Annotated in this window: 16 protein-coding genes; 10 read left to right on the plus strand and 6 right to left on the minus strand. The window is 67.6% G+C overall.

Features of this window, described 5'->3' with window-relative positions; translation table 11 throughout:
* Positions 1-40: 40 nt before the first annotated feature.
* Positions 41-1,111 (plus strand): glycosyltransferase, encoded by a 1,071-nt coding sequence (locus tag OKW76_RS08650; protein ID WP_265548520.1) that lies wholly within the window; start codon positions 41-43, stop codon positions 1,109-1,111.
* Here OKW76_RS08650 and maiA read toward each other — a convergent pair.
* The 6 genes from maiA to pyrE all read right to left on the minus strand — a co-directional run bounded on the left by maiA (position 1,108) and on the right by pyrE (position 5,604).
* Positions 1,108-1,761: a maleylacetoacetate isomerase gene (gene maiA, locus OKW76_RS08655; protein ID WP_265548521.1), complete on the minus strand. Its 654-nt coding sequence runs from the start codon at positions 1,759-1,761 to the stop codon at positions 1,108-1,110. The two genes, OKW76_RS08650 and maiA, sit on opposite strands and share 4 nt — an antisense overlap.
* On the minus strand, positions 1,758-2,639 hold the full coding sequence (gene lepB / locus OKW76_RS08660; protein WP_265548522.1) for a signal peptidase I: 882 nt from the start codon (positions 2,637-2,639) through the stop codon (positions 1,758-1,760). The genes maiA and lepB overlap by 4 nt, the downstream gene beginning before the upstream one ends.
* Positions 2,639-3,052, minus strand: coding sequence for a holo-ACP synthase (gene acpS, locus OKW76_RS08665; RefSeq protein ID WP_265548523.1), 414 nt, complete (start codon positions 3,050-3,052; stop codon positions 2,639-2,641). The genes lepB and acpS overlap by 1 nt, the downstream gene beginning before the upstream one ends.
* 157 nt (positions 3,053-3,209) lie before the next feature.
* Positions 3,210-3,938: a pyridoxine 5'-phosphate synthase gene (locus OKW76_RS08670; protein WP_265548524.1), complete on the minus strand. Its 729-nt coding sequence runs from the start codon at positions 3,936-3,938 to the stop codon at positions 3,210-3,212.
* Positions 3,935-5,023, minus strand: coding sequence for a serine hydrolase domain-containing protein (locus OKW76_RS08675; protein WP_265548525.1), 1,089 nt, complete (start codon positions 5,021-5,023; stop codon positions 3,935-3,937). The genes OKW76_RS08670 and OKW76_RS08675 overlap by 4 nt, the downstream gene beginning before the upstream one ends.
* The gene (gene pyrE, locus OKW76_RS08680) at positions 5,020-5,604 is read right to left on the minus strand and encodes an orotate phosphoribosyltransferase (RefSeq protein ID WP_265548526.1); all 585 of its coding nucleotides are present in this window, start codon (positions 5,602-5,604) and stop codon (positions 5,020-5,022) included. Before pyrE ends, OKW76_RS08675 begins: the two co-directional genes overlap by 4 nt.
* Positions 5,605-5,797: 193 nt before the next feature.
* Here pyrE and coxB point away from each other — a divergent pair, with 193 nt between their 5' ends.
* The 9 genes from coxB to thrC all read left to right on the plus strand — a co-directional run bounded on the left by coxB (position 5,798) and on the right by thrC (position 14,995).
* Complete coding sequence (coxB, locus tag OKW76_RS08685) at positions 5,798-6,985, plus strand: cytochrome c oxidase subunit II (protein ID WP_265548527.1); 1,188 nt, start codon at positions 5,798-5,800, stop codon at positions 6,983-6,985.
* Positions 6,986-6,988: 3 nt separating this feature from the next.
* Entirely contained in the window at positions 6,989-8,659 is a 1,671-nt protein-coding gene (gene ctaD / locus OKW76_RS08690) for a cytochrome c oxidase subunit I (protein ID WP_265548528.1), read from the plus strand.
* 145 nt (positions 8,660-8,804) lie between these two features.
* Complete coding sequence (locus OKW76_RS08695) at positions 8,805-9,710, plus strand: heme o synthase (protein WP_265548529.1); 906 nt, start codon at positions 8,805-8,807, stop codon at positions 9,708-9,710.
* Positions 9,707-9,841, plus strand: a complete 135-nt coding sequence (locus OKW76_RS08700; protein WP_265548530.1) for a hypothetical protein — start codon at positions 9,707-9,709, stop codon at positions 9,839-9,841. The genes OKW76_RS08695 and OKW76_RS08700 overlap by 4 nt, the downstream gene beginning before the upstream one ends.
* A complete protein-coding gene (locus OKW76_RS08705) occupies positions 9,838-10,377 on the plus strand; it encodes a cytochrome c oxidase assembly protein (RefSeq protein ID WP_265548531.1) in 540 nt (179 codons plus the stop codon). The genes OKW76_RS08700 and OKW76_RS08705 overlap by 4 nt, the downstream gene beginning before the upstream one ends.
* 34 nt (positions 10,378-10,411) lie before the next feature.
* Complete coding sequence (locus OKW76_RS08710) at positions 10,412-11,311, plus strand: cytochrome c oxidase subunit 3 (protein WP_256505287.1); 900 nt, start codon at positions 10,412-10,414, stop codon at positions 11,309-11,311.
* Positions 11,308-11,730 carry a DUF983 domain-containing protein gene (locus OKW76_RS08715; RefSeq protein ID WP_416221799.1) on the plus strand — a complete coding sequence of 141 codons (423 nt, stop codon included), beginning with the start codon at positions 11,308-11,310 and terminating at the stop codon, positions 11,728-11,730. The genes OKW76_RS08710 and OKW76_RS08715 overlap by 4 nt, the downstream gene beginning before the upstream one ends.
* Complete coding sequence (locus OKW76_RS08720; RefSeq protein ID WP_265548532.1) at positions 11,727-12,362, plus strand: SURF1 family protein; 636 nt, start codon at positions 11,727-11,729, stop codon at positions 12,360-12,362. Before OKW76_RS08715 ends, OKW76_RS08720 begins: the two co-directional genes overlap by 4 nt.
* A gap of 1,238 nt (positions 12,363-13,600) precedes the next feature.
* Positions 13,601-14,995: a threonine synthase gene (gene thrC, locus OKW76_RS08725; protein ID WP_265548533.1), complete on the plus strand. Its 1,395-nt coding sequence runs from the start codon at positions 13,601-13,603 to the stop codon at positions 14,993-14,995.
* The last annotated feature ends 24 nt before the right edge of the window (positions 14,996-15,019 follow it).

Below are 15,019 nucleotides of genomic sequence, written 5' to 3' on the forward strand. Positions count from 1 at the left end.
TGATGGACGATTTGGGCAGTCTCAAGGCAGGACGCAACCCATGCCCACTCCGCCCGCCCTGCATATCGCCTCGTTCGTCCAGACTCTCGCCGGCGGCGGCGTCGAGCGCGCCTTGCTGCGAATGGCCGATGGCTGGACCGCGCGCGGCCACCGCGTGACGCTGATCGCAGGCGATCTGACCGGGCCGCTGCGCCAGGAACTACCTGAAAAGGTTGAGACGGTGGCGGCGCGAGGGGCGGGCTATCGCGACCTGATGCGCGCCGCGCGCGGCATCGGCGCGCTGGGCGCCGACATCGTCTTCTGCCCGGGCAATCATTATACCGCGATCGCGCTCGCATCCCGCAGCGGGACTCGCGCGCCGATCGTCAGCAAGCTGTCGAACGCGCTTTCGGGGATCCATCGCCCGCCGATCGCGTGGGGGAACGCCGCCTGGCTGCGGCTGCAGCCGCGCTTCATCGATCATCTGGTGGCGATGACCCCAGCGATGGCGGCAGAGGCGGAGCGCGCGATGCGAATGCCCCCCGAACGTATCTCGGTGATCGCCAACCCGCCCGCGCGCGCTCGGGGCAACGCGAAGCCGGTATCGCTTCCTGCCGGGCGCTTCGTGCTCGGAGTCGGGCGCCTTGCGCCGCAAAAGCGCTGGGACCGGCTGATCGCCGCGCTCCCCCGCCTCGCCGATCACGATGTCGCGCTGGTGATCCTAGGCGAAGGCCCGATGCGACCCGCACTTGCCGACCAGGCGGCGCGGCTCGGCGTCGCCCACCGCGTCCATCTGCCCGGCCACGCCGCCGACCCGTTGCCCGCCATGGCGCGCGCGGCGGTGGTCGCGCTGACCTCGGAGCATGAAGGCGTGCCGGGCGTGCTGCGCGAGGCGATCGCGCAGGGCACTCCGGTGGTCTCGACCGATTCGAGCGTGGCGATCCCCGAGCTGGTCACCTCGCCCGCGCTGGGGACGATCGTCGCGCGCGACGACGAAGCTGCGCTGGTGGCGGCGCTCGATGCGTGGCTGTCGCCGCTGGCGATTCGCCCGAAGCCGAGCGCGGCGGGCGATGACGATCCGATCGGCGACTATCTGGCGCTGTTTGGCCGGCTCGTCGCAGCGCGCGCTTAAACCGCCGGCTGCACCCGGTCGGGATGCGCCGCCGCCACCGCGTCTAGCGCCGCCATCGCCGAATCGATCGCCACCAGTCGCGGATAGGGCGTGACATCCAGCTCGAGCCGCCGCGCGTTGAACATCTGCGGCACCAGGCAGACATCGGCGATGCCCGGCGCCTCGCCCCCCAGAAAGCGCGCATCGCCCGCCATCTGCTCGAGCGCCGCGAACCCCTCGGCTACCCAGTGGCGATACCAGTCGTCGCGCGCCGCCTGCTCGGCGCCCAGAGCGATGCTTAGATAGCGCAGCACGCGCAGATTGTTGAGTGGGTGGATGTCGCACGCGATCAGCAGCGCGCGCTCCATCGCCCGTGCGCGCGCGAACGGATCGGCGGGATACAGCGCGGGCTCAGGATGCGCGCTTTCGATCCACTCGATGATCGCCAGGCTCTGCCCCAGCATCCGCCCGTCGGGCAGTTCGAGCGCGGGGACGAAGCCCTGCGCATTGCGCGCCAGATGCTCGGGGCTGCGCTGGTCGCCCTTGACCAGCGACACGTCGTGCCGGCGATAGGCGACGCCTTTCAGGTTCAGCGCGATGCGAACGCGATAGCTCGCCGACGACCGAAAATAATCGTGGAGCACATAGCCCGAAGCCGCCGCGCCGGTCATTCGGCGTCGGCCCTGTCGGGATGGAGCGAAGCGCCGGTGCGGCTCGGGCGAAGCGACTGCCACCAGGTCAGCGGGTTGAGCGTCGCGCTGCCGTCGAGCGAGAAGGTGACGAATTCGGCGCGCCCGCCGATATTCTCCCACGGCACTGGCCCGCCCAAGCCATTCTCTTCGACCCCGAAACGGCTGTCGGCGCTGTTGTCGCGATTGTCGCCCATCAGGAAGACATGGCCGTCGGGGATCTCGACCGGCGCGAAATTGTCGCCGCGGGTATAGCCCATGTCGATCGTGTCGTAGCTTGCGCTATTGGGCAGCTTTTCGCGGAAGATCGCGACGCGACAATAATGCGCGCCGCCCTCGCCGCTCACCAGCGCGTCGGGATAATGCATCGCGTCGCAGCGCGTATTGGCATCCACCGGGATCAGCCGGTTGCCTGCGGCTTGGCGCTCGACCGCGACATCGTTGAGGAAGATGGTGCCGCCGCGTACTTCGAGCACGTCGCCGGGCAGGCCGATCACGCGCTTGATATAATCGGTGCGCGATCCCGGCGGCGAGACGATCACGACGTCGCCGCGCTCGGGCATCGATCCGAACAGCCGCCCCGAAATGAAGGGCAGCAGATGGAAGGTGGGCGAGATGAACGAATAGCCATAGGGATATTTGGTCACCACCAGCCGGTCGCCCACCAGCAAGCCGGGCATCATCGATTCCGACGGGATGTAGAAGGGCTTGGCGATCAGGCTGTGGAACCCCAGCACCGCCAGGATCAGCCAGAAGATGCCCTTCACCTCGCCCCACCAATCGGTGCCGCTGGTGCTGCGCTTGTCGGGAGCGGCCACCGGCTCGCTCTTGGGGTCCAGCGCCAAGTCTTCCGCCGCCATCAGATCATCGTCTCCACGGGCACTGCTTCGAGTACCACAAAGGCCTGTGCCCAGGGGTGGTCGTCGGTAAGCGTCAAATGCACCGCCGCGACGTGGCCCGCCGGGGTGATGGCGTCAAGTCTCGCCCGGGCACCGCCGGTCAGCACCAGCGTCGGCGCGCCCGAGGGAGCATTCACCACGCCGATGTCGCGCATGAACACCCCGCGCTTGAATCCCGTGCCCACCGCCTTGGAAAAGGCCTCCTTGGCGGCGAAGCGCTTGGCGAGCGTGCCCGCGCGCGTCAGCGGCCGCCGCGCCGCCTTGGCCTGTTCGGCCTGCGTGAACACACGATCGAGGAAACGCTGGCCGAAGCGTGCCACCGACGCCTCGATCCGCTCGATATTGCAAAGGTCTGACCCGAGCCCGAGGATCACAACCAATCCTCCCCGAGCTCGCTCGGGGAGGGGGACCGCGCCCGCAGGGCGTGGTGGAGGGGCAAAGCCACGAGCGGTGCGCCCGCGGCGTTCCCCTCCACCATGCTGCGCTTGGTCCCCCTCCCCGAGCGAGCTCGGAGAGGATTTGCCGCCCCCATCACCGCGCCTCGTCCATCAGCGCGCGCATCCGCTGCACCACCGCGCCCAAGCCATCGAAGATCGCCTCTCCGATCAGGAAATGCCCGATGTTGAGCTCGCGCACCTGCGGGATCGCGGCGATCGGGGTGACGTTGTCGAAGGTCAGCCCATGCCCCGCATGCACCTCGATCCCGTTCTTCGCCGCCAGCGCGGAGGCATCGGCGATCCGCCGCAGCTCGGCCACCTGCGCTTCGCCCGCCAGCTCGCAATACAAGCCGGTATGGAGCTCGACCACCGGCGCGCGCAGCCGGACCGCGGCGTCGATCTGCCGCGCCTCGGGCTCGATGAACAGCGACACGCGCGATCCGTTGGCAGCGAGGGACTCGACCATCGGCGCGAGCAGGTCGAACCGGCCCGCCGCGTCGAGCCCGCCCTCGGTGGTGCGCTCCTCGCGCTTTTCGGGGACGATGCACACCGCGTGCGGGCGATGGCGCAGCGCGATCGCCAGCATCTCGTCGGTCGCCGCCATTTCCAGGTTCAGCGGCACCGTCAGCTCGGCGACCAGCCGCGCGATATCGTCGTCGGTGATGTGTCGCCGGTCCTCGCGCAGATGCGCGGTGATGCCGTCGGCCCCCGCTTGCGCCGCCAGCAGCGCGGCGCGCACCGGATCGGGATAGCCGCTGCCGCGCGCGTTGCGCACCGTCGCGACATGGTCGATATTTACGCCAAGGCGAAGCGCGTGGGTCATCCGCACACCGCTGCTGCGAGCAGATTGTGGGTAAGCCCCCTGCCCGCCCAGATTTCGCCGAAGTCGAGCCGTTGGTCGTCGCTGAACATGATGATGATCCGATCCAAATCGGGAAGGATGATGTTTCGCACCTGGTAGCGGCCGATATTGCCGCGCCGCTCGACGACGCGCACGCGCGCGGCGCATCCCCGCAGCGGCGCATCGAACACCCATTGCCCCAGCGCCATATAGCCGAGCGAAGGATCGCCTTGCCACATCGTCGCCAGCGCTTGTGGCGACATCAGCGTGCCCGCCAGCAGCCCGCGGTCGATCGCGAGCAGGTCGGCGCCGGTGCCCGCCAGCCCGCCCGCTGCGCCATAGCGCTCGAACGGCAGTGCATAGCCGCGTGCCAGCGGCTTGGCATAATCGGGCATCCAATCGTCACCCGGCCCGACGAAGCGCGTGCCTTCGAGCCGCAGCGGCTTGGCCAGCCCCTCCTCGAACAATGCCGCCAGCGTCTTGCCGGTCGCGCCTTCGAGCACCGCACCCAGCACGATGGTGTCGCAATTATTATAGATCCACGGCCCTGCCGGCGCACCCCGATCGACCAGACACCAGGCCGCCCCGGTCGGGCCGGTCGAATAAAAGCCCGGATTGCCCGAGGCATCGATCGGCGAATCGTCCGGGTTGCGCAGCCCCGAGCGGTGCTGGAGCAGTTCGCGGATGGTGGGCGCGACCCCCGCCGCCTTCAACGCAGACAGATAGGCGTTGGCTGGCGTGTCGAGCGCGATCCGGCCGGCGTCGAGCTGCTGCATCGTGAGGATAGCCAGCACCTGCTTGGTCACCGACGCCCACGGCCAGCGCTGATATTCGGTCGATCGCTGGTGGCAGATCGGGGTGACCCTCCCCGCACTGGGCGGCACGCAGCGCGCGCGCGCGGTCTGCCACAATATCCGGTCGCTGGTCGCAACCATCGCAAAGCCCGAAAACCGCCCGGCCTTCAACGCCGAAGCGATCGCGCGTGCCTCTGGCGGCACCAACAGCGCCTGCGTCTGCGCAGGGGCCGCAAGCGCCACCATCGCGGCCAGCGCCGCCAGCGCGGTCATGGCGCCGCCCGGCTACCCGGCTTGATCGCGGGAATCGCCGCGAGTTCGGGGGGAAGGTCAGCGGGGTCGTAGCTCGGCACGTCGAGCCGGATCAGCGGGAAGAAGGGCACCCCCAGATCGGCGGCGCCGTTCGACCGATCGACGAGCGAGGCAGCGGCGATCACCGCGCCGCCCGCGCGGCCGATCGCCGCGATCGCCTCGCGCGACGACAGCCCGGTGGTGACGACGTCCTCCATCATCAGCACGCACTGCCCGGGAACTAGGCGAAAGCCGCGGCGGAGTTCGAACACCCCCTCGGGCCGTTCGAGAAACATCGCCTCGACCCCCAGCGCGCGGCCCATTTCATGGCCGGCGATCACCCCGCCCATCGCGGGCGACACCACCACTTCGATTCGCCGGCGAACGTCGTCGGGAAGCACGCGCACCAGCGCCTCGGCCAACCGTGCGCCACGCGCGGGATCCATTAGCACGCGCGCGCATTGTAGATAGCGGGACGAACGAAGCCCCGAGGAGAGAATGAAATGCCCCTCGAGCAGCGCCTCGGCAGCGCGGAACTCACCCAGAATCTCGTCTTCGGTCATGCGCTTCCCGGTCTGTTTGGAGGCGCACAGAATAGGCTTCGGCGCGCTGCATCGCAACCATGGGCCAAAAACCGGGTGTGACAAGCTTGAGACAAGCGGCATCCATGCGTATAGGCCAGCCGCAAACGACCGACGGGTGGTTGCAAGCGCGCGATTGGGCGCGGCTCGGCTAGGATGACCTGAGACAATGCGGATGAACGGGTTCAAAACGATTTTGGTTGCGGCGGGGCTGGCATTTGCCGGTACCGCCATCGCACAGGAAGCGGCGCCCGCCGCTCCGGTAAGCGCGCCTGTTGCGGCGCAACCCGGCACCCCCGCCACCACCGGCCCCGATAGCGAATCGGCCGCCACCGCGACTGCCGCCGAGGCAGCCTCGCCCGCCGACCCCACGCTCAACGCCGATGGTTCGCCCCGGCTGACCCCCACCGACGGGATCGGCCAGCCGGTCGATCGCTCGATCGGCATCCAGCCGCAGGCGACCGACCTTGGCGACGACGCCAAGTGGTTCCACAACGTCATCCTGGTGCCGGTGATCACGGTCATCTGCCTGTTCGTGCTGGCGCTGTTGGTGTGGGTGATGATCCGCTATCGTCGCGCCGCCAACCCGGTGCCGTCGAAGACGTCGCACAACACGATGATCGAAATCGTGTGGACCGCGGCACCGGTCATCATCCTGGCGCTGATCGCGATCCCATCGATCCGCCTGCTTGCCGCACAATATGAGCCCGCGCCCGCCAATGCGATCACGCTGAAGGCGATCGGCAACCAATGGTATTGGAGCTACGAATATCCTGACCATGGCGGGATTTCGATCACCGCGAACATGCTCAAGGAGCAGAGCGAGGTCGAGGCCGGCCAGCGCTTCCGCACCGATGCCGACGGCCCGCGCCTGCTGGCGACAGACAACCGCATCGTCCTGCCCGTCGGCGTGCCGATCCGGCTGATCACCACCGCCAACGACGTGATCCACAGCTGGGCGATGCCCGCCTTCTGGATCAAGATGGACGCGATCCCCGGCCGGCTGAACGAGACGAGCTTCACCATCCGCGAGCCCGGCCTGTATTTCGGCCAGTGCTCCGAGCTGTGCGGTTCGCGCCACGCCTATATGCCGATCGCGGTCGAAGCGGTTTCGCCCGAAGTGTTCGCGCAGTGGATCCGCGCCAAGGGCGGCGCGATGCCCGGCCAGGGCGCTGCTCCCGCAGCGCAGGTGCCGACCGGTTCGGCGGGTTCGATCCCGACCGAGCCCGGTGCCGACGCCGGCGACGATACCACGGCTCCCGACAATGCAACCGGCCCGACGGTGGACGCGACCACCCAGGCCCCGACGACGACCCAGGCTGCGAGCGGCAACGCCGGCGGCCTCGGCAATGTGGATCAGTAAGCCATGACCGACACCGCCCTCAACCCAAGCGCCTTCCAGGCGCATCACGATCACGCGCATCACAGCGATGCGCATGATCATCCCGGCTTCTTCGCGCGTTGGTTCATGTCGACCAACCACAAGGACATCGGCACCCTCTATCTGATCTTCGCGATCGTCGCCGGCCTGATCGGTGGCGCGATTTCGGGGCTGATGCGGATGGAACTCGCCGAACCCGGCATCCAGTATCTGCCGATGTGGGCGACGATGCTCGCGGGCGGCGACGTCCAGAGCTTCGACCAGTCGCTCAACCTGTGGAACGTGCTCATCACCGCGCACGGCCTGATCATGGTGTTCTTCATGGTCATGCCCGCGATGATCGGCGGCTTCGGCAACTGGTTCGTGCCGATCATGATCGGTGCGCCCGACATGGCGTTCCCGCGCATGAACAACGTGTCGTTCTGGCTGCTGATCCCCGCCTTCGCGTTGCTGCTCGCATCGCCCTTCTTCGGGTCGGGCGCAGGAACCGGCTGGACGGTCTACGCACCGCTGTCGACCTATGGCCATCAGGGCCCCGCGGTCGACATGGCGATCCTGTCGCTGCACATCGCCGGCGCCTCGTCGATCCTGGGCGCGATCAACTTCATCACCACCATCTTCAACATGCGCGCGCCGGGCATGACGCTGCACAAGATGCCGCTGTTCGTGTGGTCGGTGCTGGTCACCGCCTTCCTGCTGCTGCTCGCGCTGCCGGTGCTCGCTGCCGCGATCACGATGCTGCTGACCGACCGTAACTTCGGCACCACCTTCTACGATCCCGCCGGCGGCGGCGATCCGGTGCTGTACCAGCATCTGTTCTGGTTCTTCGGCCACCCCGAAGTGTACATCATGATCCTGCCGGGCTTCGGCATCGTCAGCCAGATCGTCGCGACCTTCAGCCGCAAGCCCGTGTTCGGTTATCTCGGCATGGCCTATGCCATGGTCGCGATCGGCGTCGTCGGCTTCGTCGTCTGGGCGCACCACATGTTCACCACCGGCCTGTCGGTGAACACCAAGATGTACTTCACCGCCGCGACGATGGTCATCGCGGTGCCCACCGGCATCAAGATCTTCTCGTGGATCGCGACGATGTGGGGCGGCTCGATGACGTTCAAGACCCCGATGCTGTGGGCGATCGGCTTCATCTTCATGTTCACCGTCGGTGGCGTGACCGGCGTCGTGCTCGCCAATGGCGGCGTCGACGATTACATGCACGACACCTATTATGTGGTCGCACATTTCCACTATGTGCTGTCGCTGGGTGCGGTGTTCGGCCTGTTCGCTGGCTTCTATTACTGGTTCCCGAAAATGTCGGGCAAGATGTACAGCGAACTCCTCGGCCAGCTGCACTTCTGGGTGTTCTTCGCGGGCGTGAACATCATGTTCTTCCCGATGCACTTCCTGGGGCTGCAGGGCATGCCGCGCCGCTACCCGGATTACCCCGACGCCTATGCCTATTGGAACCAGATCGCCAGCTTCGGCTATCTGATCATGGCGGTCGGCATGGTGATCTTCTTCGTGAACATCTTCTGGTCGCTGTTCGCGGGCAAGAAGGCCGAAGGGAATCCATGGGGCGAAGGCGCAACGACGCTCGAATGGACCCTTTCGAGCCCGCCGCCGTTCCATCAGTTCGAGACGCTGCCCAAGATCGACTGACGATCCATCCCCCTCCCGGTTGCGGGAGGGGGACCTAGAATTCCCCCTCCCGCAACCGGGAGGGGTTAGGGGAGGGCCTGTTCGAGGCGGCTTCCCACATACCCTCCCCCTACCCCTCCCGCGAGCGGGAGGGGGGAAGAAGAACATGACCGCCGCAACCGCAACGACCCCGATCGCCGCCGACTGGCGCGACTTCCTCGCGCTCACCAAGCCGCGCGTGCTGAGCCTGGTCGTCTATACCGGGCTTTGCGGTTTGCTGGCGGCGCCCACCACGATCCACCCCGTCATCGGCTTCACCGCGATCCTGTGCATCGCGCTCGCCGCGGGTGCCGCGGGCACGCTTAACCAATGGTATGAGGTCGATCTCGATTCGCGGATGAAGCGCACCGCCAAGCGCCCGCTTCCCGCCGGCCGGATGGACCGCGACACCGCGCTGCAATTCGGCGTCGGACTGTCGATCTTCTCGGTGCTGCTGATGGGGCTGGCGGTGAACCTCGTCGCCGCCGCGATCCTCGCCGTCTCGATCCTCTTCTACGTCTTGGTCTACACCGTGTGGCTCAAGCGCCGCACGCCGCAGAACATCGTCATCGGCGGCGCCGCCGGCGCCTTCCCACCGATGATCGGCTGGGCCGCCGCCACCGGCGACGTCACGCTGATGCCGATCCTGTTGTTCGCGATCATCTTCCTGTGGACCCCGCCGCATTTCTGGGCGCTCGCGCTGTTCGTCGAGACCGATTACGCCAATGCCGGGGTGCCGATGCTCCCCGTGGTCGCGGGTGAGCGCGTGACGCGCCAGCATGTCGGGCTCTACACCATCCCGATGGCGGCGGTCGCGATCGCGCCCTGGCCGCTCGGCTTCACCGACTGGATCTATGGCACCGTCGCAGTGGCGACGACCGCGATCTTCGCCGTGCTGGCGCTGATCGTGACGATGCGCACCAGCCAGCCCGGCGACGGCATGAAGCCTGAGAAGCAGCTCTTCAAATTCTCGATCCTCTATCTCTTCATCCTTTTCGGCGCGCTGGTCGTCGATGCACAGGTATTGGCATGACCCCCGACGACGAAAAGCTGATCCGCAAGCGCCAGCGTTCGCGCGCGCTCGTTCTCGCGCTGTTGCTCGGCGGATTCGTCGTGCTGATGTACGCGATCAGCATCATCAAGATGGGGAATACGACCTCATGATCGACCGCAACCTTCGCACCGCCTTGATCGCCACCGCGGGCGTCGTCAGCATGACCGGCGTCGGCTTCGCGAGCGTCCCCCTCTATCGCATGTTCTGCCAGGCGACCGGCTTCGGCGGCACGACGCAGCGCGCCGACGCCGCGCCGGGCGCGACGACCGGCCAGCAGATGACCGTGGCGTTCGACAGCAACACCAGCAACGCGCTGCCGTGGCGCTTCTCGCCCGACCAGCGCAGCATGAAGGTGTCGCTGGGCGAGCGCGAAATGGCGTTCTTCACCGCCAAGAACAATTCGGACAAGCCCGTCACCGGTACCGCGACGTTCAACGTCACGCCCGCGCAGGCAGGCAAATATTTCAGCAAGATCCAGTGTTTCTGCTTCACCGAGCAGACGCTCCAGCCCGGCGAGGAAATTCGGATGCCGGTGGTGTATTTCGTCGATCCGGCGATCGCCACCGACCCCGATGCCCGCTCGGTGCAGGAAATCACGCTCTCCTACACATTTTACCCGGTGGATTCCGCGAAGGCCGCAAGCTAGAGCGATCGCAAGAATAGCCTGACAGGACGAAGATATGGCCGGCGCCAAGAACCACGACTATCATATTCTCCCGCCGAGCATCTGGCCGATGGCCTGCTCGATGGCGGTGCTGCTGCTCGCTGCAGGCGGCATCATGTACATGCACGAGGCTGCCGGTGGCGGTTTCGTCCTGCTGGCAGGGCTCGCTGCGACGCTGTTCATGATGGGCAGCTGGTGGGTCGATGTGGTGCGTGAGGCGAATGCCGGCGACCATACCCCCGTCGTCCAGCTTCACCTGCGCTACGGCATGATCCTGTTCATCGCGTCGGAAGTGATGTTCTTCGTCGGCTGGTTCTGGGCGTGGTTCGATTTCTCGTTCTTCCCCGTCCCCGTCGAATATACCGACGGCGTCGTCGCGGTTGCCGCTGATGCGATCGCGCAATGGCCGCCGCGTGGCCTTGAGGTGATCAGCGCGTTCGAATTCCCGCTGCTCAACACCTTCATTCTGCTGCTGTCGGGCACCACCATCACCTGGTCGCACCATGCATTGATCCACAACCAGCGCGGCGGGGCCAAGAAGGGCTTCTGGGGCATGCTGGGCGTCGGCGAGGACGACGGCGTGCTCAAGGGGCTGTGGCTCACCGTCGTGCTCGGCCTGATCTTCAGCTGCATCCAGGCATATGAATATATGCACGCGCCGTTCGCGTTCGGGCAGTCGAACTACAGCTCGGCCTTCTACATGGCGACCGGCTTCCACGGCTTCCACGTGCTGGTCGGCACGATCTTCCTGATCGTGAACCTGTTCCGCGCCTATCGCGGTCACTTCACCCCGCGCCAGCATTTCGGCTTCGAGGCGGCTGCCTGGTACTGGCATTTCGTCGACGTCGTGTGGCTGTTCCTGTTCGTCGTCATCTATGTCTGGGGCGGGTGGAACGCACCGATCCACGCAGGTTGACCCCAACCGAACCACAGCAAGAGGCCGGCGCGCCGGGGGCAGAGCTCCCGGCGTCGCCGGCCTCGCTGTATCGGCTGTCGATCACCGGCGGCTGCCCGCGCTGCGCCGCGCCGACCTTGTTCGCAGGCATGCTCAGCTTCGCCCCCAAATGCTCGAACTGCGGGCTCGATTTCACCCAGTTCAACGTCGATGACGGCCCCGCGGCCTTCCTCACCTTCGGCGTCGGCACGATCATCACGATCCTCGCGATCATCGTCGAGTTGGCGTACGAGCCCGAATGGTGGGTGCATGTCGTACTATGGCTGCCGCTGACGATCATCGCGGTGATCGGCTCGCTGCGGATCGCCAAGGTGACGCTGCTGGTGCTCGAATATCGCAATTCGGCGCGCGAGGGGCGCCAGCGGATCGACCGCCCATGAAGCGGGTGCCGATCGTCTCGACGATCGTCGTGCTGCTCGCGGTGGTGACGATGATCGCGCTCGGCGTCTGGCAGCTCCAGCGCCGCGACGGCAAGGAAGCGTTGCTCGCCAGCTTCGCGCGCAACGCCGACCTGCCCGTCATCGCCTTCCCCGACCCACCGGTCGGCGAACGCTATCTCTTCCGCCGCGCGACGGCGCAGTGCGCAAGCGTCGCCGACATCACCCGCGCCGCGGGCCGCTCGGTCGATGGCGTCAGCGGCTATCGCTACCTCGCCGACTGCACTTCGGAAACGGGGAGCAAGTACAAGGTCGAGATGGGCGTCGCCGCCGATCCTGGCTTCATGCCGGTCTGGCGCGGCGGCAGCGTGACCGGCCAGATGACCTACGCCCCCAACAGCGCGCCCTTGCTCCAGCGCTGGTTCGGTGGCGCAGCGCCCGACCGGCTGATGCTGGTGGCGACGAACCCGCCGGTCGCGGGCCTGCTGCCCAGCCGCGCGCCCGATCCCTCGGGGGTGCCGAACAATCATCTGGCCTATGCGGTGCAATGGTTCGCCTTCGCGGGAATCGCGCTGGTGATTTACGCGCTGGCGGTGCGGCGCCGGATGCGGGGGCCAGGAGCGCAACGCTCGTAACGCTAGCGCCCCCTGCCCGCCCCCTCCGCCGGCCGCTACGCGACCGCCACCTCCCCCTGGCGGGGGAGGAAAGCCACCCCCAATCCTCCCCCGCCAGGGGGAGGTGGCAGCCGCAGGCTGACGGAGGGGGCGGACGCGCGACGCCGGCATTGGCCGCGCCGACCCGACATTTTCCAGGCGATCGCGACGCCCCCCAAACCAGCGTCCCCCCAACCTCCCCCTCCGCCGGCCGCTACGCGACCGCCACCTCCCCCTGGCGGGGGAGGAAAGCCACCCCCCGATCCTCCCCCGCCAGGGGGAGGTGGCAGCCGCAGGCTGACGGAGGGGGCGGATGCGCGATGCCGGAGTTGGCCGCGCCCACCCGACATTTTCCAAACGAACGCGACGCCCCCAAAACCAGCGTCCCCCTGACCTCCCCCTCCGCCGGCCGCTGCGCGGCCGCCACCTCCCCCTGGCGGGGGAGGAAAGACACTCCCCGATCCTCCCCCGCCAGGGGGAGGTGGCAGCCGCAGGCTGACGGAGGGGGCGGACCCGCAACGCCGGAATTGGCCCCCACCGCCTGACATTTTTTCGAGGGATCGCGACGCCCCAAAACCAGCGTCCCCCTAACCTCCCCCTCCGTCGGCCGCTACGCGCCCGCCACCTCCCCCTGGCGGGGGAGGAAAGCCCCCCCTCAATCCTCCCCCGCCAGGGGGAGGTGGCAGCCGCAGGCTGACGGAGGGGGCGGACACGCAACACCAGCGTTGGCCCCGCCCACTCGAAATTCCAAACGAACGCGACGCCCCCCAAACCAGCGTCCCCCTTTCCTCCCCCTCCGTCGGCCGCTACGCGCCCGCCACCTCCCCCTGGCGGGGGAGGAAAGACACCCCCCAATCCTCCCCCGCCAGGGGGAGGTGGCAGCCGCAGGCTGACGGAGGGGGCGGACGCGCAACACTGGCGTGGACGTCACCCCTTCCCCGCCCCCGCTCCCCGCCCAGCTGTCCTACAACTACCCCGTTTGATACGCTCGCCACATGCACAGCCACTCCCACCCCACCCCGGCATCGCGTTTCGATCCCCGGCGGAAGCCGATTCGGGGGGTACGTAGTGTAGCTTTTGTAGCTTTCCGAGCATCGCACGCGCCGAATCGGGGCCCATCGCGGCGCCCGCCACCGACAGCACCCGCCAACATTCCCATCACCCCGCCCAACCAGCGCTTGGATTGCCCCCGCCCGCCGAACCGCCTAATCGCTGCCCCCATGCGCTACATCAGCACCAGGGGGAACGCGCCCGTCCTCGATTTCGAGGGCGTGACGCTGGCGGGACTTGCAGCCGATGGCGGGCTGTACGTGCCCGAGACATGGCCGAGCTTCAGCCGCGACGAGATCGCGGCGATGCAGGGGCTGTCCTATGTCGAGACCGCGGTGCGGGTGATGGCGCCCTTCGTTGCGGGCAGCCTGACCGAGGACGAGCTGCGCGACCTCTGCACCACCGCCTATAGCCGCTTCGCGCACGCCGCGGTCACCCCGCTGGTCCAGCTCGACGAGCGCCACTGGCTGCTCGAGCTGTTCCACGGCCCGACGCTGGCGTTCAAGGACGTCGCGCTCCAGCTCGTCGGCCTGCTGTTCGAGCGCTTCCTGACGGGGCGCGAGGGCCAGCTGACGGTGATCGGCGCCACCTCGGGCGATACCGGATCGGCGGCGATCGATGCGCTGGCGGGACGCGTCGGGGTCGACATCTTCATGCTCCATCCCGAGGGCCGCGTGAGCGACGTCCAGCGCCGCCAGATGACGACGGTGATCGCCCCCAACGTCCACAACATCGCGATCCGCGGCGATTTCGATACCGCGCAGGCGCTGGTGAAGGCGATGTTCCGCGATCCGGCTTTCTCGACCCGCTATGCGCTGTCGGCGGTCAATTCGATCAACTGGGCGCGGTTGATGGCGCAGGTGGTCTATTATTTCTACGCCGCGGTCCGCCTGGGCGGTCCCGAGCGCCCGGTCGCCTTCTCGGTCCCCACCGGCAATTTCGGCGACGTGTTCGCGGGCTATGTCGCGGCGCGGATGGGGCTGCCGATCGAGCGGCTGATCGTAGCCACGAACGTCAACGACATCCTCCACCGTGCGCTCAGCACCGGCGATTATTCGAGCGGTATCGTCACCCCGACCGCGACGCCGTCGATGGACATCCAGGTCAGCTCGAACTTCGAGCGGCTGTTGTTCGAACTGGGCGACCGCAGCGGCGCGGCGCTCGCCGAGCAGATGGCGGGGTTCGAATCGAGCCGCGCGATGATGCTCACCAACCGCCAGCGCGAGGGCGCGGCGGGGCTGTTCACCTCGGCATCGATCGACGCCGACGGCATGGCCCAAGCGCTGCGCTGGGCGCACGAACGTGCCGGGCAAGTGATCGACCCGCACACCGCGATCGGCCTCGCCGCCGCGCGCGCCGATTTGGGCGACACCCCGATGGTGACGCTGGCGACCGCGCATCCCGCCAAGTTCCGCGACGCGGTCGAACGCTCGACCGGGGTGCGGCCGGGCCTGCCCGCGCGGATGGGCGATTTGTTCGACCGCGAGGAACGCTACGACACGATCGACGCGACCTTCGACGCGGTGACCGCGTATATCGCCCAGCGGGCGACGCCGCGTGGTTGAACCTGCCCCCCGTTCGTTTCGGGC

Origin of the sequence: Sphingomonas sp. S1-29, assembly GCF_026167545.1 — a bacterium.
Taxonomy (GTDB): domain Bacteria; phylum Pseudomonadota; class Alphaproteobacteria; order Sphingomonadales; family Sphingomonadaceae; genus Sphingomonas.

Excerpts from the sequence above, each read along its gene's own strand:
- pyrE (WP_265548526.1), bottom strand. The coding sequence starts at position 5,604 with ATGACCGAAGACGAGATTCTGGGTGAGTTCCGCGCTGCCGAGGCGCTG.
- OKW76_RS08695 (WP_265548529.1), top strand. The coding sequence starts at position 8,805 with ATGACCGCCGCAACCGCAACGACCCCGATCGCCGCCGACTGGCGCGAC.
- lepB (WP_265548522.1), bottom strand. The coding sequence starts at position 2,639 with ATGGCGGCGGAAGACTTGGCGCTGGACCCCAAGAGCGAGCCGGTGGCC.
- ctaD (WP_265548528.1), top strand. The coding sequence starts at position 6,989 with ATGACCGACACCGCCCTCAACCCAAGCGCCTTCCAGGCGCATCACGAT.
- OKW76_RS08650 (WP_265548520.1), top strand. The coding sequence starts at position 41 with ATGCCCACTCCGCCCGCCCTGCATATCGCCTCGTTCGTCCAGACTCTC.
- OKW76_RS08705 (WP_265548531.1), top strand. The coding sequence starts at position 9,838 with ATGATCGACCGCAACCTTCGCACCGCCTTGATCGCCACCGCGGGCGTC.
- OKW76_RS08710 (WP_256505287.1), top strand. The coding sequence starts at position 10,412 with ATGGCCGGCGCCAAGAACCACGACTATCATATTCTCCCGCCGAGCATC.
- coxB (WP_265548527.1), top strand. The coding sequence starts at position 5,798 with ATGAACGGGTTCAAAACGATTTTGGTTGCGGCGGGGCTGGCATTTGCC.
- OKW76_RS08675 (WP_265548525.1), bottom strand. The coding sequence starts at position 5,023 with ATGACCGCGCTGGCGGCGCTGGCCGCGATGGTGGCGCTTGCGGCCCCT.
- OKW76_RS08700 (WP_265548530.1), top strand. The coding sequence starts at position 9,707 with ATGACCCCCGACGACGAAAAGCTGATCCGCAAGCGCCAGCGTTCGCGC.
- maiA (WP_265548521.1), bottom strand. The coding sequence starts at position 1,761 with ATGACCGGCGCGGCGGCTTCGGGCTATGTGCTCCACGATTATTTTCGG.
- thrC (WP_265548533.1), top strand. The coding sequence starts at position 13,601 with ATGCGCTACATCAGCACCAGGGGGAACGCGCCCGTCCTCGATTTCGAG.
- OKW76_RS08670 (WP_265548524.1), bottom strand. The coding sequence starts at position 3,938 with ATGACCCACGCGCTTCGCCTTGGCGTAAATATCGACCATGTCGCGACG.
- OKW76_RS08720 (WP_265548532.1), top strand. The coding sequence starts at position 11,727 with ATGAAGCGGGTGCCGATCGTCTCGACGATCGTCGTGCTGCTCGCGGTG.